Below are 24,459 nucleotides of genomic sequence, written 5' to 3' on the forward strand. Positions count from 1 at the left end.
AAAGTTTTCCGCCTTCCTTGTGCGCGAGCCTTCGGGGAAAGGTCCGCGCTAATGTGTGGAGCCTTTTCGTTGCCTTCCATCTTGACCCGTGGGGCCAAGGATTTGGCGCACATTTCGGGAGCGTGTCGTATCTTTAAAGTTCTACTTTAAGGTTCCGACCTGCGATTATCGGCACATGAGTCACACTAGTCACACGCGCTTCAGTAGCGCCGCGCCAACCCCAACGCGGCGGAAAAATCCCACTTAATCCCGGGCTGTCGGCATGGCGGGATTGGACACGTTCCACGTGGGCTGCTCGCGCTGCAGCACCACGCGCACCGCCTCGGCCTTCTCCGTCAGCTGCTCGGCTGCACCGAAGTACACGACCTTGCGGGGCTTGGCCTCCCCCTTAGGGGCGGGCAGCTCGAAGGTCATCTCGACCGCCTCAGCGTTCGGCACCGCGACTTCCACCAGTTGCTTGCGGTTCTCCGGCTGCAGCGCATTCACCGCCGCCGCACCGGCAGCCAGTGCCCGGGTGTCGCCGTCCTTGACCTTGGTAAACGGCACCGCACCCTCCGGGGCCGGCCCCTTAAGGAAGACCTTGCCGTCCCGGTCGATCAGGGATGTCTCCCCACCCTCGTCGAGCACGCCGACGGCCTCGTGTTCGGTGATTTGAATTGTCACGGTGCTCGGCCAGCTGCGTGAGACGGTTACCTTCTTCACCCACGGCGTCGGGGCGACGTTCCGGGCGACCTGCTCGGTATCCAGGCGCAGCATGTTGCTCTGCTGGCCCACCCCGCTCGCTTCGCTGACCTGCTGGGCGTCAGCGTTTTTGGCTCCCTGGACGTCGACGTTCTTGACGGTAAGAACCGGGAAGAAGAAGAGCACCGCCCACGCGACAACGACGGCGAGCACTGCCACAAACGCCCACCGGCGCCGCGCGTGCTTGCTTCGCCTGCGACGTTCCCGGGCCTGCGCTCCCGCGCTACGGGGGCCGCGCCGAACGCGAGTGGTCTTTTCTTCCGCCATGGCCCCTACTCCCCCTGCGCTTCCCGGCCGCAGCGCAGGATCTCATCGGCGAGCATGGTGACCGTGCCAGCACCGATGGTGAGCACCACGTCCCCCGGCTTCGCGATGCCGATGACCTGCTCCGCAACAGCGGAGAAGTCCGGCTGGAAGTGCCAGTCGCAGGTCAGCTTCTCACCGATGATGCGGGAATCCACGCCCTCCACCGGCTGCTCACGCGCGCCGAAAATATCCAGCAGAACAACCTCGTCCGCCAAGGACAGGGCACGTGCGAATTCAGCGGCGAAGTTCATGGTGCGGCTGTACAGGTGGGGCTGGAATACCGCGATGATGCGTCCGGCGTCGGTCGCCTCGACCAGCTCCTTAGCGGCGGTGAGCACCGCGGTGACCTCGGTCGGGTGGTGCGCATAATCGTCGTAGACCCGCACGCCACCGGCCTCACCGTGGTACTCGAAACGGCGGCGCACCCCGTCGAAATCGGCCACCCCAGCGATGACCTTCTCCAGGTCCGCGCCCAAGAGGGCACCGCCGGTGATCGCGGCGACCCCGTTGAGCGTCATGTGTGCCCCCGGGATGGCCACGCGGATGTCCTCACAGCGTTCCTCCTGGCCGGGCAGGGTGAACCGAACCTTCGCAGCCGTACCACGTGCGTCGGGGCGCATCTCCTCGATAATCGCGGCGGCCGGGATATCCGGGTGTTGGTCGACGGCCGCGCGGGTGCCGTAACCCAACACTGTGGGCGCCGAACCCGCGGCGCGAACCCGGGCTGCCAGCGCGGCAGCGCCCGGGTCGTCGAGGCAGCACACCAGGTAGCCACCCGGGGTGACCTTCGTGGCGAACTCATCAAAGATCGCCACATAGGCCTGTTCCGTGCCGTAGTAGTCGAGGTGATCCGGCTCGATGTTCGTGATCACCGCAACTTCCGGGCTATAGGAGAGGAACGAGCCATCGGATTCGTCGGCCTCGGCGATGAAGATCTCCCCGGTGCCGTGGTGGGCGTTCGTACCCGCGCGGTTCAACTGCCCGCCGATGGCAAACGAAGGATCGAGGCCGGCGGCCTGCACGCCCACCACCGCCATCGAGGTCGTGGAGGTCTTCCCGTGGGTGCCCGCCAGTAGGAACGCCCGGCGATCGGACATGAGGGCGGCGAGCACGTCGGAGCGGCGGACGACGGGGATCCCGGCCTCGCGGGCAGCGGTGAGCTCAGGATTATCCTGCGGAATCGCGGCGAAGGAGGTCACGACAACCGTCGGAAGTGCCGCGCCACCGGTGACGTTGGCGGCGTCGTGTCCGATAGCGACCTCCGCCCCTGCTGCACGCAGCGCCAGAACGCTGCGGGAATCCTTCATGTCGGAGCCGGTGACGCTGTAGCCCCGGGCGAGCAGGATTCGGGCGATGCCGGACATCCCGGCCCCGCCGATGCCCACCATGTGGGTGCGGCTCAGATCAATCTGTTCAGGCTGCGTGGTCATGGGATCCTCAATCTTCGTGGGAAGGGCTATTGCCTTGAAAGGGGTGTCGTAGTGGTCGCGCCGGGAGAGGCCACCTGCTGGTGCTGTGGCCCGGCGTCCGGTTGAAGCGGGTCTGGGCGCCTAGCGGGCTGCTGAAAGCAGAGCTCGAGCAATCTCGTCCGCCGCATCGCGGTGACCGGCGGACTCGGCTGCCGCGCTGGCCTGGGCCAGCCGCTGCTCGTCGCCGAGCAGTGCGGTGACCTCCGAGGCGACGCGCGCGCCGTCGAGCTCGGCATCGGGGACAATCACCCCGCCACCGGCGTCGACAACAGGGCGGGCGTTGAGCTCCTGCTCCCCGTTGCCGTGCGGCAGCGGGACGTAGATGCCAGGCAGGCCGACGGCGGAGACCTCGGCGACGGTCATCGCACCCGCGCGGCACAGTACGGCGTCGGCTGCGGCGAGCGCGAGATCCATGCGGTCGATATACGGCACCGCCTGGTAGCGGGGTGCGGTGTCGAATTCGGGTGCGGTGATCTCGTTCTTCTTGCCGAAGGCGTGGAGGACGCCCACGCCCGCCTCGTGGAGGGCATCGGCGGCGTCAACAACCCCGCGGTTGATGCTGGCCGCGCCCTGGGAACCACCGGTGACCAGGAGGACCGGTCCTTCGGGGTCAAGGCCAAAGAACTCGCGAGCCTCGGCGCGCAACGCTGCGCGGTCCAGGTTCAACACGGATTCCTTGACCGGGATGCCCACGATCTTCTCGTCCTTCAGGCCCGAGCCCGGCACGGCGGCCAGTGCAGTCCCACCGAGGCGAACGCCCAGCTTGTTAGACATGCCGGCACGGGCGTTGGCCTCGTGCACGAAGAACGGGATTCCCAACGAACGGGCGGCGAGGTAGGCCGGAGCAGAGACGTAGCCACCAAAGCCGATGAGGACGTCCGCCTGGACGTCACGGAGGTGGGCCTTGGTCTCGTCGATGGCCTGCTTCAAACGCAGCGGCAGGGTGAATAGGTCCTTATTCACCTTCCTCGGGACCGGAACCGGCGGGATCATGCGCAGGTCAAAGCCGCGGTCAGGCACGATCGAGGCTTCCAATCCCTTGGGGCTACCCAGTGCGGTGATCCGGGCGTTCGGGGCCAGGCGCTTCACAGCCTCGGCGACCGCGAGCGCTGGCTCGATGTGGCCAGCGGTTCCGCCTCCTGCGACGACCACCGACGGCGCGGCATCGGTACGCCCGCCTGCTGGATGATCCTCCCGGTGTGTGCTGTCGGCCATGGGTTTCTACTTCCTCCTTGGCGAGTAGCGGTTCGCGCTACTGCGGCTTCGACGTTGCGGCAGTGGTTCCTGCCGGTGCCAGCTATTAGTGCCATCGTAATCCGGCACGCGATCGCGGTGCGGCAGCCGCTCCTGCGCGCGACGGTTCCGGTCACGTTCCCGGCGGGCATCCTGCCCCGCGGTGCCCGCGGTGGACTCCCGGCGGGTCACCGGTCGACCGTAGCGCTGAGTCGTATTGCGACGCTCGATGCGGCGCTCCTCCCCCGCCCGGTACGGCAGCGGCTCCGGCAGCAGGAACATCCGGTCGAAGAGGCTACGACCCTCGTGCTGCATCGAGGAGATCGCCTTGGGCTCGTGGCGTGCGCAATTGGCGAGGAGGCCGAGCGAGCCCAGGGTGATGACCATGGAGGTACCACCCGCGGAGATCAGTGGCAGCTGGATACCCGTCATCGGCATCAGGCCCACGACGTAGGAGATGTTGTACAACGCCTGCACGACGATGCCCAGGGTCAGGGTTGCGGCGAGCATGGACAGGAACGGGTCTGCCTGCGCCAGGGCGGTGCGGATGCCGAACCAGCCGAGGAACGCGAAGAGCGCGACCACGATGATGGCCCCCACCCAGCCGAGCTCCTCCCCGATGATTGCGAAGATGAAGTCATTCTTCGCCTCCGGCAGGTAGTACCACTTCGCGCGAGATTGCCCCAGCCCCGTGCCGGTCAGGGAGCCGTCCGAGAGGCTCAGCAGCCCCTGATAGGACTGGTAGGACGGCCCGCTGGTGCTGCCCTCCCGGAAGTTCAGGAACAGGGTGTCCTTCCACGTCGTGATGCGGTCGCTTCGGTAGGCCTGGGCGATGGTCGCGCCGGTGGCCAGCAGCGCGATGACACCGCCGACGAGGGCGATGAGGCGAGCCGAGACACCGGAGAAGAAGAACAGCGCCATCAACACGATGCCCACGGTGAGCATCATGCCGAGGTCCTTCTGCAGCAGAACCAGAAGCACCATGGCCGTGCCCACGGCCAGGAATCGACCTAGAACAGGGCGGAATTCGTCGGTCTGGCGCGTCTTGGAGCTGATCTCCGCCGCACCCCACACAGCCAGCGCCACCTTGGACAGCTCGGAAGGCTGAATACCGAAGGAGCCGAAGCGGATCCACGAGTGGGAACCGATTTCCGCGCCAACACCAACCCCCGGGATGAACAGTGCCACCTGCAGGAACAGTGCGAGGCCGAGCAGCCACGGGGAGATGGCCTTGATGGTGTCCGGCCGGAGCCGCAGGGCAAGCCAGGCAACCACGAGGCCGAGGACGACGTACAGCGCCTGGTTGAGGAATACGGACCACACGGAGGTATCCGGGGTGCGCGCGGTGACCATCGAGGAGGACAGCACCATCGTCAAACCAATGGCGGTGAGCATCAGGGTGATGCTCAGGATCACCTTGTAGTTCAGCTGCGGGGCATCCAGCACCGCGCTGATCTTGGCTCCCACGCCCTTGGCGGTGGAGTTCTGCCCGCCACCGCTCTGCTTCGGTCGCGTTTGATCCGCGTGGCGGCGGGGGTACTCGGTACGGGCGGGTTGGCGCCGGGCACGATCACGGCCTGAGCCGTGGTGTGAAGTCATAGTCATTGGTTCTCGCCCTCCCGTTCGCTGGTGCAAGCCTCGGCGCCTGTGCGCTGAGCGTAGGCGGCGAAGAGTTCGCCGCGCTGTGCCATGCCGGTGTACATGTCCAGAGACGCCGCCGCGGGCGCAAGGACAACACTGTCCCCTGGTGCAGCGAGGCTACGGGCGGCGGCCACCGCCTCGGCCATCGCTCCTTCCGGGTCGGTGTTCGAGACCTCCGTGACGGGCAGGTCTGGGAACTGTGCCGCCAGTTCACGAATGATCTCCGCCCGGTCACAGCCGAGGACGACCGCGCCTCGCAGCCCAGGTCCGACGGTGGCGATGAGGTCGTGAACCTCCGCGCCCTTGAGCTGGCCGCCGGCGACCCACACGATGTTCTCTAGCCCGCCGAGCGCGGCGATGGCTGCGTGCGGGTTCGTGGCCTTGGAGTTATCAATCCAGATCACCCCTTCTGCCAGGTGCACGGCTTGGCCACGGTGCGCCTGCACTTCGAAGCCGTGCAGCGCCTGCGAAATGGCTACTGGCGGCACGTCGAAGGCTCGCACGAGGGCGCAGGCCGCCACAGCATCGGCGATGCCCGCCGGCCCCGGTGGGGAAATCGCCTCCGCCGAGGCGATGGGGGTGACCTGCAGTTCACCGTTCTCGGCGGTGGCTACCTCGGTGATGACCGCCCCCGCCTCGGACTCCACCACCCCCACAACGAGCGGGAAATGTGCCTGGGCGAGCACCTCGGCAGGATCCTGCATGCTGCAGGCCACCACGTTGGGGACACCGTTGTCCGCAGCGAGCTCGCGGACGAGCTGTTCGTCCACTGCAACCACCGGGCGCGGTCCCCGAAGGGCGCGGAGCTTATCCCCGGCGTAGCCTGCCATGGAACCATGCCAATCCAGGTGATCTTCCGCGAGGTTGAGCACCACGCCGGTGTCCGGGGTGAAGCTGGGCGCCCAGTGCAGCTGGAAGCTGGAGACTTCGGCGACGAGGTAGTCCGCCCGCTCGTCGGCCACCAACGCGGCCCCCGGCGGGGTGCCGATGTTGCCGACGGACACGGCGGCCAGGCCCCCTGCCTGCAGCATCGCCGTGGTCATCGCGGTGGCGGTGGTCTTACCGTTCGTGCCGGTGATCGCAATCCAAGTGCGCGGGGTCCCGAAGGCCCCGGCCTGGTCCGCGAGCCAGGCGGCCTCGATGTCACCGATCACCGGCACGCCCGCGGCCTGGGCTGCGAGCAGCAGCTCTGAGTCCGGGCGCCACCCCGGCGAAGTGATCAGCAGTGCGGGCGCGGTCTCAGCCGAAGACACCGCGGCAATAGCCTCGGCGGTGTTGAGATCCGCAGCCTGGGCGCGGTCGTCGACAATCTTGAAGCGTCCACCGATGCCCTCGAGCATGGCGACGATGCCCTTGCCCGCCACGCCGGCGCCGGCGACGAAGACCGTCTGCGAGCGCATGATGTCAACAGCGGACTGGGGGTGAAGGATCGAATCGGTGGACATGATAGGCCCTCTTTCGCGGGTTTAGAAGCTCGTGGCGGTCAGCCACTCGCCGTAGAACAGGCCGAAGCCGGTCATCGCGGCCAGGGCTGCGAGCAGCCAGAAGCGGACGACGACGGTGGTCTCGGCCCAACCGCCGTTCTCAAAGTGGTGGTGGATCGGTGCCATGCGGAACACGCGCTTACCGGTCGTCTTGAAGTAGGTCACCTGGATGACCACGGAGACGGTCTCCAGAACGAAGATCGCGCCCACGATGATCATCAGCAGCTCGGTGTGGGAGGTAATCGACAGGCCGGCGACAAGACCGCCCAGGGCCAGCGAACCGGTGTCCCCCATGAAGATTTTCGCCGGGGCGGCGTTCCACCACAGGAAGCCAAGGCAGGCGCCCAAGCCGGCGGAGGCGAGCATCGCCAAGTCCAGCGGATCGCGCACGAAGTAGCACCCAGCCGCCGCCCCATCGGCGCAGGAGTTGCGGAACTGCCAGAAGGTGATGAGCACATACGCCCCCATCACGATGGCCGTCACGCCGGACGCCAGCCCGTCCAGGCCGTCCGTGAGGTTCACGGCATTCGACCAGGCGGAGATGACGATATTGATGAAGATCAGGAACAGGATCATGCCGATGACGGCGCCGCCCACGGCGATGTTGAACGTCGGCATCTCCCGGACGAAGGAGAGGTACGTGGATCCCGGGGTGATGTCATTGGAATCCGGGAACTGCAGAATCAGCACGCCGAAGGCGATGGCGATCACCAGCTGGCAGATGAGCTTCGCCCGGGCGTTGAGCCCCAGGTTCCGCCCCTTGACCAGCTTGATGTAGTCATCGGCGAAGCCCACCCCGCCCAGGGCGAGGGTCAGGCCCAGCACCAGCCAGCCGGACACGCCGGGGCCGGAGCCGGTAAAGATAACCCCGACCAGCACCGCGACAATATAGCCAAGGGTGATGCCCACGAGGATGGCGATGCCACCCATCGTGGGAGTGCCGCGCTTCTTCAGGTGGGACTTCGGCCCCTCCTCGCGGATCTCTTGGCCCAGGCCTTCGTCCGAGAACTTCCGGATGAGAACCGGGGTGAAAAGTACAGCCGCGAGGAACGCCACGGCGCCCGCGATGAAGATCTGCATCATGGGTTTTCCTTATGCTCCTTCGTCCGCCAAAAGCCCTTCGGCGACCGCCCAGAGACCATCAGAGTATGACGCCTTCACGAGCACAACATCCTTGGGTTTGACATGTTGATCCACAAAATTCACTGCCGCGTCGACATCCTCGACGCTGCGGGTATCCACACCGTGCTCCCGCGCCGCATCGGCGATGGCACGCTGATTGACCCCGGTGCCAACGATCACGGCGTGATCGATGCCCCGGGTGCCGAGGAACTTGCCTAGCTCGGTGTGCTCCTCGGCGGATTCCTCACCCAGCTCGCCCATCTGCCCCAGCACAGCCCAGCTACTGGCCTCCAGACGACCACCGGCCGTGTAGGCCAGGGCGTCGATGCCAGCGCGCATGGACTCCGGGTTGGCGTTGTAGGAATCGTTGATAATAGTCGCACCATCGCGCCGGGTTCGCACATCCATGCGGTTGGCGCTGGCGGCGACGTGGTTGCCCAGCACTCGGGCCACCGACGCCGGCAGCATGCCGGATTCGATCGCAACCGCAGCGGCGGCGAGCGCGTTGGAGACCTGGTGGGCACCGAACACGCCCAGGCGGATGTCCACCGGCTCACCGTACGGGTGGTGCAGGCGGAAGGACGCCCGGGCGACCTCGTCCAGGCGGATGTCGCTGGCCCAGTAGTCGGCCCGCTCCCCAGTCTTGGAACGCTCGTCAAGCGCGAAGGTGACGACCCGCGCGCGGGTGCGGTGCCGCATGGCGATCACCGCGTCGTCGTCTGCGTTGAGGATCGCGATCCCGCCATCCTCTGCGGCAGGGAGTGCTTCGACGAGCTCTCCCTTGGCCTGTGCGATCGCCTCCCGGGAGCCGAACTCGCCGAGGTGTGCGCTGCCAACGTTCAGCTCGACGCCGATCTTCGGCGGGGTGACCGTGGTCAGGTGGGCAATGTGGCCCACACCGCGGGCGGACATCTCGGAGACCAGGAACTTCGTGTCTCGGTCCGCGCGCAGCGCGGTGTAGGGCAGGCCGATTTCGTTGTTGAAGCTGCCCGGCGGGGCGACGGTCTCTCCCAGGTCACCCAGCAGCGCGCCGATCAGGTCCTTCGTGGAGGTCTTCCCGGCCGAGCCGGTCACACCAACGACGACCATGCCCTCTTCGTCGGCAAGGACGTCGGTGTTGTGGCGCGCGAGCTTATCGACGGCGGCGAGCACCGCCGCCCCGTAGCCCTCCTCATCTGCGCCGAAGACCGCGGAATTATCGGTGCCCTCAGCCCGCTCGCTGGCCGGAGCCAGCAGCGCCGGGTAGCCGACGGGCCGGCCCACGATGGCCAACGCCGCGCCCTGCTCACCCGCGGCGGCCACGTAGTCGTGCCCGTCCACGGTGGCCCCGGGCAGCGCCATGAAGATGCTCCCCGGCGCTACGTTGCGCGAGTCGAACTCCACGGGCCCCGCCACGATAGTCTCCGCGGCGGCGCCGTCAATCAATTCGCCACCCGTGATGGCGGCAATTTCACCTGCTGAAAGCTCAATCATTGCTTCGTCGCCTCTCGTTAGTCGCGGAGCTTCGTGTGTGCCTGCTGGTCAACGCCCGCCCGCTGCTCAAGCGCAGCGGCGAGCTCCTCGAGGTCGGAGAATGGGTGGATTTCCCCGCGGACCTCCTGGCCGGTCTCGTGTCCCTTGCCGGCCACCACGATCGCATCGCCGGGGCGAGCCCATGCGACCGCCGCGCGGATGGCGTCCGCGCGGCCCGGGACGTCGTCATAAAAAACCTTCTCGCCGTTCGCCTCGCGCGCCTTGGCTGCCTTGCGCACCCCGTCCAGGATCATCGACCGAATCGGGGCGGGTTCCTCATCGCGCGGGTTGTCGTCGGTGACGAAGACGGCGTCGGCGATCTTCGCGGCCTCCTCGCCCATCATGGGGCGCTTATCGTGGTCGCGGTTACCGCCGGCGCCCAGCACGATGCCGATGCGCCCCGTCGGGGACGGCAGGTAGTCGCTCAAGGTTCGGACGACGGCGGCGACGGCGCCCGGCTTGTGGGCGTAGTCCACGACCGCGAGGAAGGGCTGCCGGGCGTCCACGGCCTGCATGCGGCCCGGCACCTGCACATCCGCGATTGCCGCTGCTGCGGCCTGCGGGTCCTCCCCCAGTTGCGCCACGCAGCTGATCGCCAGCAGGCTGTTGGCCACGTTGAAAGAGCCGACCAGGCCGATGTCGTAGCTGAATACCTCGCCCTCGGCGGCCACGGTGATCTCCTGGCGCCCGGCCGGGGTGACGTGAACGTCTGTGACCTGCCAATCCGCGCCGGACTGCTTCTTGGTGCTCACGGTGAGGGCCTGGTGGCCGGATTCCGCAATCATGCCGACGAGGCGCTGGCCCCAGTCATCGTCGACGCAGACAACGGCGGCGGGCAGTTCCGCGCCCTCGGCCTGAGCCTGGAGGAACAGCTGAGCCTTCGTCTCGAAGTAGTCCTCCATCGTCGGGTGGAAATCCAGGTGGTCCTGGCTCAAGTTGGTGAAGCCGGCGACGTCGAAATCGATGCCGGTCACCCGCCCCAGCGCGAGCGCATGCGAACTGACCTCCATAACCACGTGGGTGACCCCGCGGTCGCGCATCTGCGCCAGCAGGGCCTGCATGGTCGGCGCCTCGGGGGTGGTGAGCTTCGTGGGGATCTGCTCGCCATTGATCCGGGTGCCGGTGGTACCGATGATGCCGACGCTGTGCTTGGCCATCAGGGCGCGTTCGATGAGGTACGTCGTGGTGGTCTTACCCGAGGTTCCGGTGATGCCGATGATGCGCAGGTCGCGGCTCGGATGGCCGTAGACGGCCGCTGCGACCGGCCCCATCCAGCGCCGGACGTCGTCGACGACCAGCAGCGGGAGGTCTGCATCGGCGAGGATCTCCGCGCCCTCGGCGTCCGTGAGGACGGCAGCGGCCCCACTGTCGGCCGCGAAGGTCGCGCCGTGGACGCGGCTACCTGGAACGGCACAGAACAGGCCGCCGGGCTGGACGTCTGCGGAACCGATGGCGGCGGAGTCGACGGTGACGTCCTGATGGGTATCGGCGACCGTGCCGCCGGTCAGTGCCGCGAGTGCGCGGAGGGTTACCCCGCTGGTGTTGCGGTCGGAATTGTCAGTGGCCTGGTGGGTTGCCATGTTATCGAGCCTCCAGCATGAGCCGTGGTGCCTTCGGGGAAGGCGGAACGTTGTAGTGATCCATCAACCAGGATGCAATGTTGTGGAAGGTCGGCGCAGCCGAGCCCCCGCCGCCACCGCCTTCCTCGGTGCCGCGCTGCGGGTTGTCCAGCATGATCGCGACGACGAAACGGGGGTTATCCGCCGGGGCGATGCCGCCGAAGGTGATCCAGTAGTTGGAGTTTGAATACGCGCCGGTGTCCGGATCAATCTGCTGGGCAGTGCCGGTCTTGCCGGCGATCTGGTAGCCCTCGACTGCGGCCGCGGCACCGGTGCCGTTTTGCACACCGTTCGGGTCATCCTGGGTGACGGACTGGAACATCGCGCGGACGGTCTTCGCCGTCTCTGCGGACACGGCGCGCGTCTCACTCTGGACCGGCTGCGGGACGTCCTCCCCGTCCGAGTTGGTGATGGACTTGATCAGGCGCGGCTGGACGCGGACGCCGTCGTTGGCGATCGTCTGGTAGATGCTGGCCATCTGCAGCAGGTTCATGGACATACCCTGCCCGATGGGGAGGTTGGCGAAGGTACCGCCCGACCACTGAGAGAGCTCCGGCATGTAGCCCGCGGCCTCGTGTGGCATCCCCACGTCTGCAGCCTGGCCCACACCGAACTTCCGGAAGTATTCGTACATCTTCTCCTGACCGACGCGCTCGGCGAGCATCAGGGTGCCGACGTTGGAGGACTTCCCGAACACGCCGGTGGTGGTGTACGGGGCCACGCCGTGCTCCCACGCGTCGCGGACGGTGACGCCGGCCATTTCAATTGAGCCGGGCACCTTCAGCACCTCGTCCGGGGTGGTCTTCTTCTCCTCGATGGCGGCAGCGGCCGTCATGATCTTGGCGATGGAGCCCGGCTCGAAGGTTTCCGCGGTATTGCGGTCGCCGAAGGCCTTGTTGGCCCGCAGCTGCTTCTGCAGGTCACCGTTGGGATCGATCGTGTCGGAGCTGGCCATCGCGATGACCTCAGCGGACTTGGCGTCCAGCACGACGGCGGAAGCGGACTCGGCCTTGGAGTTATCCTTCGCCTGCTGCACCTGCTGCTGGATGAATGCCTGCGCGTCGAGGTCGAGGGTGAGCTCGAAGTTATCGCCGTTGACCGGCGGGTGTTCGTCGCGGGCGGAGCCTGGGATAGTGAGGCCGCCAGCGATGTCCAGGGTCTTGGAGCCGTTGACACCCTGCAGTCGGCTGTCCTGGGAGAGCTCCAGGCCGAATTGGCCCTGGTTATCGGCGCTGATCTTGCCGATGATGTTCTGGGCCACCGCACCGTTGGGGTACTGGCGGATGTCCTGGCGTTCCGCGGTGATCTCCGGGAACTTTTCGGTGACCTTCTGTGCCACGTCTGGGGCGACGTTGCGGACGAGGACGGTGTAGGTGACCTTCTCGTCGGTGAGTTTCTTGCGGAGGTCTTCCTTCTTCACCCGGCCTTCGGATGCCGGGATCATGTCGGGCAGTTCTTCGACGATCTGCTCGATGCGCTCGTCGGCTGGCGGGACCTCATCCGGGTTCGCCTTGTGGCGTTCGTCCATGTAGCCGCGCAGCTTATTCGGCAGCACCGACAGCGACTTGGCTTCCATCGTGTAGGCGAGGTTGCGGCCCTCGCGGTCGACGATGGCGCCGCGGTGGGCTGGTTCAGCGATGACGGCTGTGCGCTGCGCAGCGGCGTGTTCCGCGAGCGTTGGGCCCGCGATGAGCTGGACCCAGGTCAGGCGCAGGATGAGCGCGAGGACGACGATAACGATGGCAAACAGGGAGAGCCGCAGGCGCTTGTTATAGCGCTGCGGGCTGTTGTCGAGGAGCAGCAGCGCTCGCGTATTCCGCGAGCCGTCTGCCGGCCGACGGTTCCACTGCTGAGCCAACGGTGTGTGTCCTCCTCGATCTTTGTCTTCGCAGTTGCAAGATCGGCATGGTTCTTGGGTTGGAGACGCAGATCTTCACTGGCCGGGACGCGGCGGTGTCCCGGAAGTTTTAGCGCTTAGAATCTTAGGCGCTGTGCGGCCAGTTACGGTCGCGGCGCGGCGGGCGGAGCCGGATTCGCTTCGGCGGGTGCCGCCGGTGCGGGCTGTGCTGCTGGTGGCGCCGGCGGTGCCGGCTGCTCGCCGTTGGCCGGGGCCGGAGCTGGTGCGGGGGCTGGGGCGCCGTGGCCCTGGTTGGCATATGGCAGGTCCCCGGAGTTCATGTTGCCGGCTGCTTCCGCACCCGCCGGGCTAGAAGGCGCCAGCCCCGGGACGTTGCGGGTCTCCTCCGGGGAGGACGTTGCCTCGCGAGTTCGCTTATTCCCGGTGACGTCGACGACCCGGCGATCCTTGGAGTTATCCGCCTCGCGACGCTGGTCAACCTTGTCGCCCTTGGTCTCCAGAATGCCTGCCTGCCCCGGGGCAACCATGCCCAGCTCGGCGGCCTTCGCGGACAGGTTCTGCGCGGACTTCGCCTTTTCGACGTCTCGCTCCAGCGTGGTGATCTCGTTAGCCAGCGTCTTGGATTTGGCCTCTGCGTCCGTGATCTGGAAGGTCTTCTCCGTCGTCATGCCGGCGAGCAGCATGACGGCGGCGGTGCCGATGATGCACGCGGCAACGGCGAAGGCCACGAAGCGGAAGACCCGGGAGTTTTCCTGCTTGATGGGCTGCAGGCGGCGGCCGCGTTCCGAGACGCGCTGCTGCGAGCCGAGGCGGCCACGGTAGGCCGGAGCGCGGTGCAGGCTGCGACGGGGCTTGGCCGGCTGCCGCTTGAGCGAACGGGGTGCGCTGGTGCGCAGCTCTGCTCGCTCGACCTTGGTGGCAGTCCTGGGGTGCTCCTTCAGCATTCCGGGAGTGGTCATATCCTGTCCTTTGCCTGGTTCTTCGGGCTCGTTGTGGGCTTCGTGGTGCGGTGCGCGGTTGTTGTTGAGGTTTCTGTCGGGCTATTCGGTCCACTTACTGTGGCGACGCCAGCGGGTAGTGTGGCCCGTCTGTTCCGGAGGTGTGGGCGCCTATTCGCCGCGCTGCCCGGACCCTCACGGGGGCGGATCTGGAGTTTTCAGCGATCTCTTGCTCGCTGGCTTTCTCCGCCCCGCGAGTGAGGAGCTCGAACTCCGGTTCGGTGCCGGGCAGCTCGACTGGCAGCCCGGGCGGCGTTGTGGACTCGGTCATGCCCTTGAGCTGTTGTTTGACGATCTTGTCCTCGAGGGACTGGTAGCTCATGAAGACCCCGGCGCCGTCGACACGGAGCCAGCTGAAGGCTGCCGGGATGACGAGCTCGAGGCTTTCCAGCTCCGCGTTAACCTCGATCCGTAGTGCCTGGAAGGTTCGCTTGGCGGGGTGCCCGCCGGTCCGTCGTGCCGCGGCTGGGATGGTTGCGTAGAGCAGGTCCACGAGGCGCGCGGAGTTGTCGAAGGGCTGCTTCTCGCGCTCGCGGATGACAGCGGAGGCGATCTTGCCCGCGAACTTCTCATCGCCATAGCGCTTGAGGATGCGGGCAAGCTCGCCGTGCTCGTAGGTGTTGAGGATCTCCGCCGCAGTCAGCCGGCTGCTGGGGTCCATGCGCATGTCCAGTGGGGCGTCGACACGGTAGGCGAAACCGCGATCCTCCTGGTCCAGCTGCATGGAGGACACCCCGAGGTCGAACAGGAACCCGGAGATCCCCTGCTCACAGATGTCGACCGGGAAGCCAGGGTCCTCGGAGAAGTGCTCTAGTGCCTCACCGATGCCATCGAAGCGAGTCTGGTAGCTGAAGAAGCGCTGACCGAAGCGCTCGAGGCGGGCGCGGGCCTCAGCAAGCGCGTTGGGATCGCGATCCAGCCCGATGACGATGGCATTGGGGTAGGCCTCGAGGAATGCTTCGGTGTGGCCTCCGGCCCCCAGGGTGCCGTCCACGATGATGGGCTGAGCTGGGGCGCTGCCTGCGGTCACACCGATGCCGACGAGTTCGACCATGCGCTGCCGCATGACGGGAACGTGGCCTGGGCTGCTTGGATCGTGGGGGGTGTTCGCTGCCACGGTCACGCTCCTCTGGGCTCGTCGGTGGGTTACTTCGGGTGAGCGCCTGCCTGTGGGTCGGGCGCCGTCAAACTGCTTGGGGTTTTTGTCTTGGGTTGATATGAACAGGGCCTTACCTGCGCGGGCGTGGGCTTGATGTTGGGGAAGTGCATCAAACGGTCACGTCTTCCGCTCAGGCAAGGGCCTGCACACATCACGGGGATCGCCGGCGTGATCGTGGCCGGTCGATGTGGCATGGCGGGCTAGAGGAAATTCGCGAAGGCTTCGTCGTCGCCTGCGGCGAAATCTGCCTCGTGGGCTGCGCTGTACTCCTCCCAAGCCTGGGCATCCCAGATCTCGAGGAAGTCCACCGAGCCGATGACGACGCACTCCTTCTTCAGCCCCGCGTATTCGCGGTGCGCTGCGGAGACGGAGATGCGCCCCTGCGAGTCGAGGTCCTGCTCGTCCGCGCTTGCCGCGAGGTTTCGCACGAAAGCGCGAGCTTGCGGGTTGCTACGGCTCGCGGCCGCGGCCTTGCGGGCCCGGAGGAGGAACTCCTCGCGGGGGTAGATCGCGAGGCTGTGATCCTGCCCCTTAACGACCATCAGGCCGTCCTTGAGTTCCTCGCGGAATTTCGCAGGGAGGGTGAGTCGCCCTTTGTCGTCGAGCTTCGGCGTGAAGGTGCCAAAGAACATGTCTTGTGACCCCTTTCGCCGTTTTCTCGTGCAGCCATGCCATGTTTTCGCTGTGAAGTTATCCGTGGCTCTTGCGGTGCGTCCGATCTGGACCCGCGGGCTACCTACATTCAGGAAGCCCCCTCAATCACCAACATGCCCCACTTTACCCCACCTTGCGCCACCATAACCACCCAGCTGGCGTGTTTAGGCGTGTTTTTTCTCAAGCCAGCGAAACAACCTGCAGGTTCACGACAGAGACCGGTGGGGAGCGCGAACTTTCCGCCACCGAAATCCGATCCACAAGGCCCAAAAATGGCGCCTTTCATGGTGGCTTTGACTTTAAATAACGCCAATTCGAGTCTCAGCGGGTCGAGAGTGGGTGAAAGTGGGGATTCGGAAGAAGGCACGAAAAAACCCTCGCCATGTGGCGAGGGCTCTCGGGCTGGGGCCCGCTAGTTCACCGCGGGGCTTAGCGCTCGAAACGCTTGCGGAACTTATCCTCCATGCGGTCCCCCAGACCGCCATCCCCCTGCCGGACAGCTCCGCCAGCGGAAACCCGACGAGGCTTCGTGCTCTTCGCTGGAGCCGGGGAATCGCCGTTATTCAGCGCGATCATTCCGCCACCCAGCATGACCAGGAAGCCTGCAACGCTCAGGATCACGAACCACAGGGAGACCTGCGCCAGAGCGACACCGCCGACCAGCAGACAGATGCCGAGCATGATCAGCGAGATCGAACGGATATCGAAGCGCACCCCCGACGGCGCCGAGTCATCCCCGCCCTGAGCAAAGCGCGGATCCTCCGCGATCAAAGCCCGCTCGATCTCTGCGAGCATCTGCTTTTCTTGTTCCGAGAGAGCCATGACAGTCCTCGTTTCCCTCTACTGATCCTCCGCGTGGCCACAACAACGCAGCACGCGACCTGATAACCCACTGTAGCGCGCTTCAGATCTTCATTTACTCCGGCGGAAGATCGCGCCAACGCCGCAGTCTGCTGGAAGCCACCCCGCCGCAGCGAGGCTTCCCCATGCTTTAGTTACTACTCGATTCCCCACTCTAACCAATGAGCAGGATTAAGTCAGCCCCAAAGCCCTAGGCAGCCTGTAGGCCAAGGCCCAGCTCCATTCGCACACGCTCCAGGAGTTCGACAGAATCCGAGTACACCTCCTGAAACGAAGAATCTGCCACATCACGCTCGAGGCCGATATCTGCCCGCTCCGCCAGCCTGGCGTGTTGCTCGAAAGAGTCAGCCCAGCCGCCGAGGTCAGGTCGCACCGCCCGGAGACGCAGCCACGCCGAACCGGCCGGAAGCCTGCGACGAGCCGGCCGCTCGGCGTCGATAACAGCACCTGCAGCACGTAGCCCGGCGCGATAGGCGTAGACAACAGCCCGCGGCAGATCCCCTTGACCATAAGCCTCGTTCGCCAACACGAGTTGGGCTTCCGCGCGCATCAAAAATTCCGCTGGATTGGGACGCAGCGTCCCCCTTGTCTTCGACATCACAGCCATCGCCACTCCCACCTTTCGAGAACTTCCGTTTCGCAATTTGCACCCCTGACGTTAAAGCTCGGCGCAGACACCCCCGCCCACTATTCGAACACGTGTTCTAATTACGCTTTAGCATCTCCCGTTGCACACCCTCGCGCTTGATACGTGGGACGATATCCCTATGAGCCAGCCCATCGCGCAACCCGACCAGGATCACCTCGTCTCCCTCGCACCCATCAGCCGCGCGGTCTTCCTGCGACGCCTCGATGAACTCGTTGCTTTGCACCTCAAGGCCATGGGGTATCCGCCGGAGGCATTTCGACAACGGCGCAGCCTGTGGCTCAGCAACGCCAACCACCCACACTTCACGAGCCTGGTAGCGCTCTTACACTCACCGGCGGAAGAACCGGATCCAGCCAACCCTGCGCAGAAGATCGTGGGTGTCTGCTTTGGCTTCCAGGGAAGCCGAGGAACGTGGTGGTACCAGCAGGTCAGCTACGGCCTGCTGGCTTCAGGCATGCCGCCGGAGGACGTCACCGAGACTCTGTCGAGCTACACCGAGATTTCGGAGATCCATGTTCTTCCGCGATTTCAGGGCTCCGGCATCGGCACCCGGCTATTAACGGAGGTCCTGGGCATCCTGCCCACCCGCGACGCAATGCTCTCCACCCCGGAGGTGCCCGGCGAGAATAATCACGCGTGGCGCCTCTACCGCAGCCTGGGCTTCACCGATCTACTGCGGGAACACCGCTTCCCTGGCGATCCCCGCCCCTTCGGCATCCTTCGCAAGCGCCTGCACAACGCCCCAGGCGACCCCACCACGGTGAGGGAACCAGCGTCAGACGCGGACCGGGTAGCACGCTAGCCCCCGCGCGCCGGTCCGGGGCAGACTTGCCCAGCAGCTGCCCCACCCCACGGGGCGAACGCACCGGTAGGCGTCGCCGGTGAGCTAGCGAACCATGTCCTGGCCGTAACCCGGCCCCCATGCTGGCGCCATCCCCAGGTTGTGCAGCACGTCCTGGGTCGCCCGCACGTTATTCATGGTCATGAAGTGCAGGTTCGGCGCGCCCTCTGCAATGAGACGCTCACTCATCTCGGTGGTGATGTCGATGCCGACCTCGCGGACCGCATCACGGTTGGCAACCTCATCGCCAGCAGCGGCCTTCTCCAGGCGCTCCAGGATCTTCACGGGAACCTCGCCACCCGCCAGTTCCATTTGGCGGCGCACGGAACGGATCGAGGTGATCGGCATGAGTCCCGGAATCACGGGCTTTGCCCCGTGGATCGGGTCGGCGGCGGCGAGCCTATCGCGCAGCCGGAGGTAGTTCTCCACGTCGAAGAACATCTGGGTAATCGAGTAGTCCGCCCCCAGCCGGAGCTTGTGCAGGGTCACCTGCGTGTCCTGCTCCAGGTCCTCGGCCCGGTAGTGCCCCTCCGGGAAGCTGGCGATACCGATATCGAAGTTTTCGCACTCCGGGGTGTTGCGGATCAGTTCGATGAGGTCGGAGGCATAGTTCAGCCCGCCCGGTGTGGGCTGCCATGCTCCGAGCGGGTCCCCCGGCGGATCGCCGCGCAGGGCGAGCACGTTCGTCATGCCGCGACGGGCGTAGTCCTGGAGCATGGCGCGCAGCTCGTCGGCCGAGTGGTCCACCAGGGTGAGGTGCATGAGGGTGGTCAGTGGCTTGGCCGCCAGCTGTTGGGCGACCTCCATCGTGCGCTCCCGGGTGGAGCCACCGGCCCCGTAGGTGATGGACGCGAAGCTCACGCCGAGGTCGTGGAAGGCCTCCGCAGCGTTCCACAGCCGGGTTTGGGCGGCATCGTCGCGCGGGGGCATGAATTCAACGGAGAACGGGATCTTACCGGGGCTGTAGCCACGGATAGCTTCGCTCACTGGAACTTGGAGCGTGGGCTGTGGTGGTGTGCCCGGCAGCGGTGAGGTCTTCTCGTGGTGACCGTGGGGGTTGGATGCAGACATGAAGAAAATCATAGTAGACATCTCTGTCTAGGTCGCGTTCCGGGCTAACACTCGCGTGCCGTCGGGTTCCCCCACCCCCACTGACCTATCCGGCACCCACCCCGGTTGCGCCTGTTCGCCGGTGTCTGCAGCGACCTTTAGACTATGAGGCACAAGATCGAACCTTCAAAGCAGGGCGCTTCGTGCGCTGCTCACTCAGCATCCACGCCCCGCCCTGCCCCACAGCCCCGAAAGGTGTGCTCCCTGTGACCACTCCGTCCTCCCCGCATGGCCTGTCGACGATCTCCCAGCCGCCGGTTGCGAACCAGCTAGCCGGTTGGGACCTGCGCTCACCGCTGAAGGACGTTCCGGCTGCTGTCGACCGTGCCCTGGACGCCTATTTCGACCACAGTGCGGCGGAGTTTTCCGCGATCGCGCCCGAGTTCAACGACGCCATGGCGGTGTTGCGGGGCTTCGTCATGGGCGGTGGCAAACGCGTCCGACCGACCTTCGCTTGGGCTGGTTTCCGCGCCGGCCTGGAAGGTGGCGGGGCCGATGGCAGCAGCATTCAGGACGTCGACCCGGCGACCGTGCTGCTGGCTCTCAGTGCTCTCGAGTTTGTTCAGGCGTGTGCGCTGATCCACGATGACATCATCGACGAGTCCGATACCCGCCGAGGCAACCCCACCACCCACCGAGTGTTTGAAAGCCAACACCGCGAGCGCGACTGGTTTGGATCCCCGGAACACTACGGCATCAGCCAGGCCATTCTGGCTGGTGACCTCGCGTTGAGCTGGGCGGATGATCTGCTCGCCACCGCGGGACTGAGCCCAGCGATTGTCGAGCGGGTGCGGGATCCTTGGCGTGCGATGCGTACCGAGGTGATCGCCGGCCAGCAGCTGGACATCGCCTTGGAGAACAACGGGAGCGAGTCGATCGCCGATGCCATGCAGGTGATCAACTTCAAGACCGCCAGCTACACCGTCGCCCGTCCACTGCACATCGGCGCGGCCCTGGCAGGCGCTGATGAGCGCACGATCGAGCTGCTCCTGGAGTACGGGACACTGGTGGGGCAGGCTTTCCAGCTTCGGGACGACCAGCTGGGCGTCTTCGGCGACCCAGCCGTGACTGGCAAACCGAGCGGGGATGATCTGCGCACCGGGAAGCGAACGGTGTTGGTGAATACCGCTTTCTCGGAGTGCAGCCCGGAGCAGCTGGCCCGACTGCGGGAAGATTTCGGTCCGCTTCCCGGCGCGGCGGAGCACACTGCGGAGCAGATCGACGGGATGCGCCAGATCATTCAAGATTGCGGGGCGGCGCAGCAGATCGAGGACAAGATCAACGCCCTGTCCGAGCGGGCAATCTCGCTGGTCGAGAACTCTTGGCTGGAGGACAGCATCAGCGAGGAGCTCGTCGCCTTCGCACGCTTGCTGAGCGACCGGAGGTTCTAGGGCATGCCGATTTTTAGCGCGATCCCCTCCCCTCGCCAGGTACTCGCGGCCACGCGCCGGATGGTGGTTCCGACCACCCGCCCAACGACCCGCGATCGGGTCCCCGGGGATGTCGAATCCGTGGTTGTCGTGGGTGCGGGGCTATCCGGTTTGGCGGCTGCGTGCCGGCTGCAGGCTGCTGGCAAGCAGGTGACGCTGGTTGAGGCGAATCCCGAGGTCGGGGGCCGCTGCCGTACGGAACAGCTGCGCAGCGACCACGGCGAGTTCTACGCCGACACCGGGGCGACGGTGCTGACGATGCCGGATCTGGTGGATAACCTCCTGCTGCACCTGGGGGTGAGTGCCGAGGACGTTGGCTGGGGTTACCGCAAGTTGCGCCCGGCCTATCACGCGATGTTCGCCAGTGGCCGCGAGCTGGATGTCTACTCGGACGGCGACACCATGGAGCACGAGGTGCGCCGCTTCGCCGCCGGGAAGTACGGCGCCGACAGCGGAGATGTCGACCGGCTTGCCCGGGGATACCGCCAGCACCGCCAGTGGATCGGCGGGATCTTCGATGCTTCCTTCGAGTCCTTCATCGGCGCGGATTTCGATTCCCTTCTCGACGCCGTGGCGACCCCTGCCGCTGCCAATGACATGGCGGATCTCGTGGAGCTCGGGGCGTTCGGCAGCCTGGGTAAGCGCGCCTCCCGCCACCTGGGGGACGAAGAGCTGGCCCGGGTATTCAGCTTCCAGGCCCTCTACGCCGGCGTGGCCCCGGCGAAGGCCCGCGCGGTCTATGGGGTGATCTCCCACATGGACACGACCATGGGTGTGTTTTACCCGCGTTTCGGCATGGGGGACCTGCCTGAGGTCTTGACCAGGGCCTCCCGCCGAGCCGGCGGGGTGCTGCGCTGCAACACCCGGGTGGAGCGCATCATCCATGATGGTGCGCGTGCCACGGGGATCCGAACCGCTGACGGCGAGCAGCTGGCCGCGGATGCCGTCGTCGTCACTGCGGACCTGCCCGTCGTGGAGGAACTACTGGACTCCCCGGCACGGCTGGCGGGACGAAAGCCGAATTGGTCCCCCTCCGCAGTCGTGGTGCACGGCAGTATCCCGGTGGACGTCACCGCCGCATGGCCGGGCGCAGACGAGGGCGGCTACCACCACAACATCAGCTTCGGCGAGGCGTGGAACGAAACCTTCGCCGAGCTCACCGCCTCGCGCGGTCGGGCGGGGCTGATGTCGGACCCATCGCTGCTACTGACCCGCCCGGCGGTCACGATCCCTGAGCGGCTCGTCCGCACCGAAGATGGTCACACGGTCGAGCCGGTGAGCGTCCTCGCCCCGGTGCCGAACCTGGACCGAGCGGGCCTGGATTGGGAGGCGATCGCCGAGAACTACGTCCAGGAATTGCTGGGGGTGCTAGAAGGTCGCGGCTTCACTGGTCTGCGGGATCACCTGTCGGTAGCCCGGATCGATACCCCTGTGTTCTGGCAGCAGCAGGGCCATGGCGGGGGCTCGCCGTTCGGGCTGGCCCACACCGTCGCACAGACCGGCCCCTTTAGGCCACGGAATTATCCGGTGGCGGGCCTGGAGAACGTGATTCTGGCTGGCTCCTCCACCACCCCGGGTGTGGGTGTGCCGACCACGCTGCTCTCTGGTTCTTTGGCAGCACGCAGAATTATTGGTGGAGGTTCCATCCGATGAGCACGCAGTTGCAGGAGTCGCAGGATAAGTCCGCGGCGACCAGCCGACCTTTCACTGAGCACCCCGTCGTTGCCCGCCCCACCGCGTGGTTGCGGGCCCACAGTATGAGCAGCGCGGTCCGCATGGGGCTGATCGGCTCGGTGGTTCTCACGCTGTGTTCCTACACGGTGGGCGCTACCCGCGAACGCGGCGGCATCATGCAAGCCCTCGGCCTGGATTGGCTGACCTTCGGGCACATGGCGGGGATCTTCTCCGTCGTGCTGTGGGTGGGTATTGCGCTGCTGGTGCTCAGTTGGGCGATCGTCGGCGGGCTCGTGCTCCGGGGCGGGCGCTCCTTGCCACAGCGCGCGATCGCCGCGTGGGTCGGGCCGATGGTGCTGGCTGCACCGTTGATGAGCCGCGATATTTACTCCTATTTGATGCAGGGGGCGCTGGCGAAGGAGGGGCTGGATGCCTACCGGGTGGGTGCGGCGGCCAACCCGGGCCCGATGCTCTACGAGGTCTCTGCCGACTGGCGTAACACCACCACCCCCTACGGCCCCGGCCATCTGTGGCTGGGCAAGGGGGTCACCACGATCACCGGGGATAACGTCACCGCCGGGATCTTCGTATTCAAGTTTCTGACCCTCGTGGCCTTCGTGGCCCTGATCTGGGTGGTGCGCCGCCTGGCCGCCGAACTCGGCAGTGACCCCGACCTGGCGGTGTGGCTGGGCGTGGCCAATCCCCTGGTGATCGTGCATCTCATCGGCGGACTGCACACCGAGTCGATGATGATGGCGCTCGTGATGCTCGGCATTCTGGCGAGCCTGCGGCTGCGACCGGTCGCCGGGCTACTGCTGGGCAGCGTGCTGATCGCCACTGGCGTGGCGTTGAAGGCCACCGCTGCGATCGCCTTGCCCTTCCTAATTTGGATCGCCGTCGCCCGCATCGCTGGGCCCGCGCCCCGTGGCTGGTTCAAGGAAACTGCCGCCCGTTTCGTCACCTTGCTGTGGACGGGGATCAGCTCCGTGGCGGTGGTCGTGGCCGTGATGTTCGCCATCACCTGGGCCTCGGGGCAGACCTGGGGCTGGATCGCGGAGATGTCCGGCAACTCGAAGGTGATCAACCCGCTGGCCGCCCCCACGATGCTGGCCAGCACCCTGGAGCCCTTCATCTCCCACATCAACGACGACATCGGGTTCAACGTCCTGATCGGAATCTTTCGGCCGATCTCGATGGTCATCATGCTGATCGGTCTGGTCGTGGTGTGGTGGCTCTTCCGTCACGACGTCCGCCGCGCCCTGCTGGGTGCGACCCTGGCCTACGCGGTGACCTGCGTGTTCAACTCGGTGGTGCTGCCCTGGTACTACGTCGCCCCGCTGGTGATCGTGGGTGTGTGCATCCGTGACCGCCGGGCGGTCTTCATCGTGGCCTGGTTGAGCGCGGTGCTGTGCTTCATGTTCGACGGCGGTGGCAACAACCGCCTCTACGTTCTGTGGTGGGTCATCGCCATCGGCGTGGTGATGTGGTTCGCGCTGCGCGCCACCCTGGGCTTCGCGCCCGGCATGCCGGAAGAGCAGGCCGAGCCGTGGCCGAAGGCCGCTAAATCAGAGCCATCGCCTGCGCCCGGCGGCGAACCTCACGAGCCAAGTGCCCGTGCAGCGCATCAACCGGCCGACCAGGCAGGGAGTCGTCCTCGGTAAAGAGGTACTCCAGGATCTCCGCGGGCTGGTAGCCGCCGTCGAGAAGGAGGGCAACCACCCCGGGGAGGAAGCGGGTGACCTGGCCGTCGTCGTCGAAGAAGCGGGCGGGGAGGTAGCGCACGCCGTCGATCTTGGTGTCGAGGATCTTTTTCTTCTGCACCAGATCCAGGATCTTGCTCTGCCCCACCCCCATGCGCTCGGCAGCTTCAGGGATGCTCAGCAGCACCTCGCCCGCGGGCAGGCCGCCCGCGGCCTCCTGCAACACGCCACTGGTCACGCGGCCGCGATCGGAGCGGCTTTTGGCTGCTGGGGTGGCTTCTAGGTGGGAAGACTGCGGATCCGGCTGTGTGGAGTTGCTCATGGCTGCCATTGTATTCGACTGTGACAGGCTAGAATCGTTGACACCTTCAAGGCACACTTGAGACTTTAGGGCGCGG

The 24,459-nt window shown here is 66.0% G+C and carries 20 protein-coding genes; 4 read left to right on the forward strand and 16 right to left on the reverse strand.

The window, feature by feature from the left end:
* Positions 1-243: 243 nt before the first annotated feature.
* From QP140_RS01870 to QP140_RS01935, 14 genes are all read right to left on the reverse strand, one after another.
* A complete protein-coding gene (locus QP140_RS01870; protein ID WP_284757800.1) occupies positions 244-1,008 on the reverse strand; it encodes a cell division protein FtsQ/DivIB in 765 nt (254 codons plus the stop codon).
* A gap of 5 nt (positions 1,009-1,013) precedes the next feature.
* Positions 1,014-2,477 carry a UDP-N-acetylmuramate--L-alanine ligase gene (murC, locus tag QP140_RS01875; protein WP_284757801.1) on the reverse strand — a complete coding sequence of 488 codons (1,464 nt, stop codon included), beginning with the start codon at positions 2,475-2,477 and terminating at the stop codon, positions 1,014-1,016.
* A 120-nt stretch (positions 2,478-2,597) separates the two neighbouring features.
* Complete coding sequence (murG, locus tag QP140_RS01880; RefSeq protein WP_284757803.1) at positions 2,598-3,731, reverse strand: undecaprenyldiphospho-muramoylpentapeptide beta-N-acetylglucosaminyltransferase; 1,134 nt, start codon at positions 3,729-3,731, stop codon at positions 2,598-2,600.
* Between the two features lie 6 nt (positions 3,732-3,737).
* The gene (locus QP140_RS01885; RefSeq protein ID WP_284757804.1) at positions 3,738-5,354 is read right to left on the reverse strand and encodes a peptidoglycan glycosyltransferase FtsW; all 1,617 of its coding nucleotides are present in this window, start codon (positions 5,352-5,354) and stop codon (positions 3,738-3,740) included.
* Positions 5,351-6,835, reverse strand: coding sequence for a UDP-N-acetylmuramoyl-L-alanine--D-glutamate ligase (gene murD / locus QP140_RS01890; protein WP_284757805.1), 1,485 nt, complete (start codon positions 6,833-6,835; stop codon positions 5,351-5,353). The genes QP140_RS01885 and murD overlap by 4 nt, the downstream gene beginning before the upstream one ends.
* Before the next feature lie 21 nt (positions 6,836-6,856).
* Positions 6,857-7,957, reverse strand: a complete 1,101-nt coding sequence (gene mraY / locus QP140_RS01895) for a phospho-N-acetylmuramoyl-pentapeptide-transferase (RefSeq protein ID WP_149121623.1) — start codon at positions 7,955-7,957, stop codon at positions 6,857-6,859.
* 9 nt (positions 7,958-7,966) lie between these two features.
* Entirely contained in the window at positions 7,967-9,469 is a 1,503-nt protein-coding gene (locus QP140_RS01900; protein ID WP_284757806.1) for a UDP-N-acetylmuramoyl-tripeptide--D-alanyl-D-alanine ligase, read from the reverse strand.
* 17 nt (positions 9,470-9,486) lie between these two features.
* Positions 9,487-11,088 carry a UDP-N-acetylmuramoyl-L-alanyl-D-glutamate--2,6-diaminopimelate ligase gene (locus tag QP140_RS01905; protein WP_284757807.1) on the reverse strand — a complete coding sequence of 534 codons (1,602 nt, stop codon included), beginning with the start codon at positions 11,086-11,088 and terminating at the stop codon, positions 9,487-9,489.
* 1 nt (position 11,089) lies between these two features.
* Positions 11,090-12,985: a peptidoglycan D,D-transpeptidase FtsI family protein gene (locus tag QP140_RS01910; protein ID WP_148812077.1), complete on the reverse strand. Its 1,896-nt coding sequence runs from the start codon at positions 12,983-12,985 to the stop codon at positions 11,090-11,092.
* A 143-nt stretch (positions 12,986-13,128) separates the two neighbouring features.
* Positions 13,129-13,944 (reverse strand): hypothetical protein, encoded by an 816-nt coding sequence (locus QP140_RS01915; protein WP_284757808.1) that lies wholly within the window; start codon positions 13,942-13,944, stop codon positions 13,129-13,131.
* 94 nt (positions 13,945-14,038) lie between these two features.
* Complete coding sequence (rsmH, locus tag QP140_RS01920; protein WP_284757809.1) at positions 14,039-15,100, reverse strand: 16S rRNA (cytosine(1402)-N(4))-methyltransferase RsmH; 1,062 nt, start codon at positions 15,098-15,100, stop codon at positions 14,039-14,041.
* Between the two features lie 242 nt (positions 15,101-15,342).
* Positions 15,343-15,774 (reverse strand): division/cell wall cluster transcriptional repressor MraZ, encoded by a 432-nt coding sequence (gene mraZ / locus QP140_RS01925; protein ID WP_012360462.1) that lies wholly within the window; start codon positions 15,772-15,774, stop codon positions 15,343-15,345.
* A 451-nt stretch (positions 15,775-16,225) separates the two neighbouring features.
* Positions 16,226-16,618 carry a DUF3040 domain-containing protein gene (locus tag QP140_RS01930; protein ID WP_284757810.1) on the reverse strand — a complete coding sequence of 131 codons (393 nt, stop codon included), beginning with the start codon at positions 16,616-16,618 and terminating at the stop codon, positions 16,226-16,228.
* Between the two features lie 229 nt (positions 16,619-16,847).
* Positions 16,848-17,255 (reverse strand): SAV_6107 family HEPN domain-containing protein, encoded by a 408-nt coding sequence (locus tag QP140_RS01935; RefSeq protein ID WP_246817996.1) that lies wholly within the window; start codon positions 17,253-17,255, stop codon positions 16,848-16,850.
* Positions 17,256-17,424: 169 nt separating this feature from the next.
* On the opposite strand from QP140_RS01935, the gene QP140_RS01940 reads away from it, so the two are divergent.
* Positions 17,425-18,108, forward strand: a complete 684-nt coding sequence (locus QP140_RS01940; RefSeq protein WP_284757811.1) for a GNAT family N-acetyltransferase — start codon at positions 17,425-17,427, stop codon at positions 18,106-18,108.
* Positions 18,109-18,192: 84 nt separating this feature from the next.
* Here the strand turns inward: QP140_RS01940 and QP140_RS01945 are convergent, their stop codons facing one another.
* Positions 18,193-19,218: a methylenetetrahydrofolate reductase gene (locus tag QP140_RS01945; RefSeq protein ID WP_284757812.1), complete on the reverse strand. Its 1,026-nt coding sequence runs from the start codon at positions 19,216-19,218 to the stop codon at positions 18,193-18,195.
* Positions 19,219-19,463: 245 nt separating this feature from the next.
* Here QP140_RS01945 and QP140_RS01950 point away from each other — a divergent pair, with 245 nt between their 5' ends.
* The 3 genes from QP140_RS01950 to QP140_RS01960 are packed head-to-tail and all read left to right on the forward strand — an operon-like array spanning position 19,464 to position 24,022.
* Positions 19,464-20,648: a polyprenyl synthetase family protein gene (locus tag QP140_RS01950; protein ID WP_284757813.1), complete on the forward strand. Its 1,185-nt coding sequence runs from the start codon at positions 19,464-19,466 to the stop codon at positions 20,646-20,648.
* A 3-nt stretch (positions 20,649-20,651) separates the two neighbouring features.
* Positions 20,652-22,340 (forward strand): phytoene desaturase family protein, encoded by a 1,689-nt coding sequence (gene crtI / locus QP140_RS01955; protein ID WP_284757814.1) that lies wholly within the window; start codon positions 20,652-20,654, stop codon positions 22,338-22,340.
* Positions 22,337-24,022, forward strand: a complete 1,686-nt coding sequence (locus QP140_RS01960; protein WP_284757815.1) for an alpha-(1->6)-mannopyranosyltransferase A — start codon at positions 22,337-22,339, stop codon at positions 24,020-24,022. Before crtI ends, QP140_RS01960 begins: the two co-directional genes overlap by 4 nt.
* On the opposite strand, the gene QP140_RS01965 is transcribed toward QP140_RS01960, so the two are convergent.
* Entirely contained in the window at positions 23,922-24,383 is a 462-nt protein-coding gene (locus QP140_RS01965) for an Rv2175c family DNA-binding protein (RefSeq protein WP_284757816.1), read from the reverse strand. The genes QP140_RS01960 and QP140_RS01965 overlap by 101 nt on opposite strands.
* Positions 24,384-24,459 lie beyond the last annotated feature (76 nt).

The sequence above is a fragment of the Corynebacterium sp. UMB9976 genome, from assembly GCF_030212265.1.
Lineage (GTDB): Bacteria > Actinomycetota > Actinomycetes > Mycobacteriales > Mycobacteriaceae > Corynebacterium.

Coding starts and splice junctions, on each gene's coding strand:
- QP140_RS01870 (WP_284757800.1), bottom strand. CDS start 1,008: ATGGCGGAAGAAAAGACCACTCGCGTTCGGCGCGGCCCCCGTAGCGCG.
- murC (WP_284757801.1), bottom strand. CDS start 2,477: ATGACCACGCAGCCTGAACAGATTGATCTGAGCCGCACCCACATGGTG.
- murG (WP_284757803.1), bottom strand. CDS start 3,731: ATGGCCGACAGCACACACCGGGAGGATCATCCAGCAGGCGGGCGTACC.
- QP140_RS01885 (WP_284757804.1), bottom strand. CDS start 5,354: ATGACTATGACTTCACACCACGGCTCAGGCCGTGATCGTGCCCGGCGC.
- murD (WP_284757805.1), bottom strand. CDS start 6,835: ATGTCCACCGATTCGATCCTTCACCCCCAGTCCGCTGTTGACATCATG.
- mraY (WP_149121623.1), bottom strand. CDS start 7,957: ATGATGCAGATCTTCATCGCGGGCGCCGTGGCGTTCCTCGCGGCTGTA.
- QP140_RS01900 (WP_284757806.1), bottom strand. CDS start 9,469: ATGATTGAGCTTTCAGCAGGTGAAATTGCCGCCATCACGGGTGGCGAA.
- QP140_RS01905 (WP_284757807.1), bottom strand. CDS start 11,088: ATGGCAACCCACCAGGCCACTGACAATTCCGACCGCAACACCAGCGGG.
- QP140_RS01915 (WP_284757808.1), bottom strand. CDS start 13,944: ATGACCACTCCCGGAATGCTGAAGGAGCACCCCAGGACTGCCACCAAG.
- mraZ (WP_012360462.1), bottom strand. CDS start 15,774: ATGTTCTTTGGCACCTTCACGCCGAAGCTCGACGACAAAGGGCGACTC.
- QP140_RS01930 (WP_284757810.1), bottom strand. CDS start 16,618: ATGGCTCTCTCGGAACAAGAAAAGCAGATGCTCGCAGAGATCGAGCGG.
- QP140_RS01935 (WP_246817996.1), bottom strand. CDS start 17,255: ATGTCGAAGACAAGGGGGACGCTGCGTCCCAATCCAGCGGAATTTTTG.
- QP140_RS01940 (WP_284757811.1), top strand. CDS start 17,425: ATGAGCCAGCCCATCGCGCAACCCGACCAGGATCACCTCGTCTCCCTC.
- QP140_RS01945 (WP_284757812.1), bottom strand. CDS start 19,218: ATGTCTGCATCCAACCCCCACGGTCACCACGAGAAGACCTCACCGCTG.
- crtI (WP_284757814.1), top strand. CDS start 20,652: ATGCCGATTTTTAGCGCGATCCCCTCCCCTCGCCAGGTACTCGCGGCC.
- QP140_RS01960 (WP_284757815.1), top strand. CDS start 22,337: ATGAGCACGCAGTTGCAGGAGTCGCAGGATAAGTCCGCGGCGACCAGC.
- QP140_RS01965 (WP_284757816.1), bottom strand. CDS start 24,383: ATGAGCAACTCCACACAGCCGGATCCGCAGTCTTCCCACCTAGAAGCC.